This is a genomic window from Bacteroides xylanisolvens XB1A, assembly GCF_000210075.1.
Lineage (GTDB): Bacteria > Bacteroidota > Bacteroidia > Bacteroidales > Bacteroidaceae > Bacteroides > Bacteroides xylanisolvens.
In genome coordinates, this window is the sequence record NC_021017.1 from 1,012,717 (window position 1) to 1,016,104 (window position 3,388).

3 protein-coding genes are annotated in these 3,388 nt (G+C 46.6%); 2 read left to right on the plus strand and 1 reads right to left on the minus strand.

Annotated elements, in window-relative coordinates; translation table 11 throughout:
• Positions 1 to 43: 43 nt before the first annotated feature.
• Positions 44 to 1,519 (minus strand): decarboxylating NADP(+)-dependent phosphogluconate dehydrogenase, encoded by a 1,476-nt coding sequence (gnd, locus tag BXY_RS04310; protein WP_015531269.1) that lies wholly within the window; start codon positions 1,517 to 1,519, stop codon positions 44 to 46.
• A gap of 109 nt (positions 1,520 to 1,628) precedes the next feature.
• Here gnd and BXY_RS04315 point away from each other — a divergent pair, with 109 nt between their 5' ends.
• Positions 1,629 to 2,807, plus strand: a complete 1,179-nt coding sequence (locus BXY_RS04315; protein WP_015531270.1) for a dicarboxylate/amino acid:cation symporter — start codon at positions 1,629 to 1,631, stop codon at positions 2,805 to 2,807.
• A gap of 84 nt (positions 2,808 to 2,891) precedes the next feature.
• Positions 2,892 to 3,388: GDP-mannose 4,6-dehydratase (locus BXY_RS04320; RefSeq protein ID WP_208946759.1), on the plus strand; the 497-nt coding region annotated here is incomplete at its 3' end.

Genomic DNA, 3,388 nt, shown 5'->3' on the forward strand with positions numbered 1-3,388 from the left:
ATCATTTCAAATTCCCATTTATCATTTCAAAACTGTTTTCTATTTAAACATTATATGTACCCGATTTCGTATCTCCTCCGTGACCTGTCCAGTTCTCGTGGAAGAACTGTCCACGCAACTCGTCTTTGCGCTCGAAAGTGTGCGCACCGAAATAATCGCGTTGTGCCTGCACAAGATTGGCGGGCAGATCGGCAGATGTGAGCGAATAGAAATAGTTCAGCGCAGAAGAGAAAGCAGGAACAGGAAGTTCTTCTTTCATGGCTTCCGCCACCAGGTTTTTCCATCCGGGAAGCAGCGTTTTCATTTCTTCTTTAAAATAAGGAGCCAACAACAAGTGTTTAGGCTTGTCGGTGGCTTCGAAGGCGGCAGCAATGTCGTTCAGGAATATACTGCGGATGATGCATCCCCCACGCCACATGCGGGCAATGGAAGCCAGGTCGAGATGCCAGTCGAAAGCGTCGGAAGCACGTTGCAACACGGCGAATCCCTGGGCATAAGAGACGAGTTTGGAAGCATAAAGAGCAGAAAATATATTCTTTACGAGTTCCACCTTATTATATATAGGTTGTGTATGTTGACACTGATATTGTCTGGAAGCCAGATGACGCAAGTCTTTCTGTGCAGAAAGGCTTCGTTCGAATACCGCTGTGGCAATCAATCCCAACGGCATACCGAGTTCCATAGCGTTGATGACCGACCATTTGCCGGTACCTTTCTGTCCGGCCGCATCCAAGATTTTATCAATCAGATACCCTCCAGATTTGTCTTTATGCCGCAGGATGTTGGCGGTGATTTCAATCAGGTAGCTGCGTAGTTTGCCTTCGTTCCAACGGGCAAAGACATCAGCCATTTCCTCATTGGTCAGATCCAGCAACTTTTTCATCACCCAATAGGCTTCAGCAATCAGCTGCATATCACCATATTCGATACCGTTGTGAATCATCTTCACAAAATGACCCGATCCGGCAGGGCCTACCCATTGGCAACAGGGAGTGCCGTCCGGTGCTTTTGCCGCAATGCTTTGAAGGATCGGTTTCACTTCCGGCCATGCTTTCTCCGAACCGCCGGGCATGATAGAAGCTCCATTCAAGGCTCCTTCTTCACCGCCGGACACTCCGCTACCAACAAAGAGAAATCCTTTCGACTCCGCCAGTTTGACGCGACGGTTGGTATCTTCGTAATTGGAGTTACCGCCATCAATAAGAATGTCTCCCGGTGAAAGCAACGGGAACAGCTGATCCATCAGTTCGTCAACCGGACTTCCGGCACGAACCATCATCATTATCTTACGGGGAATAGCTATCGAATCTACAAATGCTTTTATATCTGTGAATCCTTCGATGTTTTTACCTTTTGCACGACCATTCATAAAGCGACCTACCACTCCTTCCTCTACTCCGGGAACGGTACGGTTATATACCGATACATGCCACCCCTTACTCTCCATGTTTAAAGCAAGATTCTCGCCCATCACAGCCAAGCCGATAAGTCCGATATCTGTTTTATTCTGATTTGCCATAACTTATATATTTTGAATATTCTTTATCTTAGTAACAGTTGAAATGCACATTTGTTCGCAATATTTTAGATTAAAATATTATTTTTGTGGTCTACAAATAAAATCAAGGATGAAGAAGATCAAAATCGGTTTGTTGGCACGCATCGTAATCGCCATCATTTTGGGTATTGCCATCGGCACTTTTTTCCCGGCTCCGCTAGTGCGAATATTCGTTACTTTCAACGGCATTTTCAGCGAGTTTCTCAATTTCTCTATCCCGCTGATTATCGTCGGACTGGTAACGGTGGCTATTGCCGACATCGGAAAAGGTGCAGGAAAAATGCTGCTCGTGACGGCTCTGATTGCTTATTTCGCCACCCTGTTTTCGGGATTCCTCTCCTACTTCACAGGAGTCACCGTGTTTCCGTCACTCATCGAACCGGGAGCGCCGCTTGAAGAAGTGAGCGAAGCACAAGGAATCCTCCCCTACTTCTCCGTCTCCATCCCACCGCTGATGAACGTCATGACGGCCTTGGTATTGGCTTTCACCTTGGGCTTGGGCCTGGCATCACTGAACAGCGACGCATTGAAAAACGTGGCACGTGATTTTCAGGAAATTATCGTACGAATGATTAGCGCAGTCATTCTGCCTTTGCTGCCGCTTTATATCTTTGGCATATTCCTCAACATGACACATTCGGGACAAGTATATTCCATCCTGATGGTGTTTATTAAAATTATCGGAGTCATCTTTGCTCTTCACATCTTCCTGTTAGTTCTTCAGTATTCCATCGCGGCATTGTTTGTACACAAAAACCCGTTTAAATTACTTAATAAAATGCTGCCGGCTTACTTCACGGCATTGGGCACACAGTCTTCGGCAGCCACCATCCCTGTAACGCTGGAACAGACCAAAAAGAACGGGGTATCTGCCGAAGTGGCCGGTTTCGTGATTCCGCTCTGCGCCACCATTCATCTGTCGGGCAGCACACTGAAAATCGTAGCCTGCGCACTGGCATTGATGATGATGCAAGGAATACCGTTCGACTTCCCCTTGTTTGCCGGATTTATCTTTATGCTGGGCATCACAATGATAGCCGCTCCGGGAGTTCCGGGCGGAGCTATCATGGCCTCTCTGGGAATTCTTCAATCCATGCTCGGCTTCGACGAATCGGCACAGGCTTTGATGATTGCGCTTTACATCGCAATGGACAGTTTCGGCACAGCCTGCAACGTGACGGGCGACGGAGCTATCGCTTTGATTATCGACAAAATAATGGGGAAAAACCGTGCTGAAAGACTGTGCTGAAAAATAATTGGGTAGTAGCTTGGCTGGCTCACAAAAAATGCCGACATTTGCACCCACATTTTCAATTATATTAAATAATAGCGTATGAAAAAAGCCCTAATTTCAGGCATCACCGGGCAGGATGGTTCTTATCTTGCCGAATTTCTATTGCAAAAAGGTTACGAAGTACACGGTATACTCCGTCGTTCTTCTTCGTTCAATACAGGACGTATTGAACATTTGTATTTTGACGAGTGGGTGCGCGACATGAAACAGAAACGTACGATCAATCTGCATTATGGGGATATGACAGATTCTAGTTCGTTAATTCGTATTATTCAACAGGTGCAACCGGATGAAATCTACAATCTCGCTGCTCAAAGCCACGTGAAGGTTTCATTCGACGTCCCGGAATACACAGCCGAAGCGGATGCTATCGGTACGTTGCGTATGCTCGAAGCGGTACGCATCCTGGGACTGGAAAAGAAAACCCGCATCTATCAGGCTTCTACTTCCGAATTGTTCGGTAAAGTGCAGGAAGTTCCACAAAAAGAGACAACTCCATTCTATCCCCGTTCTCCATATGGGGTAGCCAAACAATA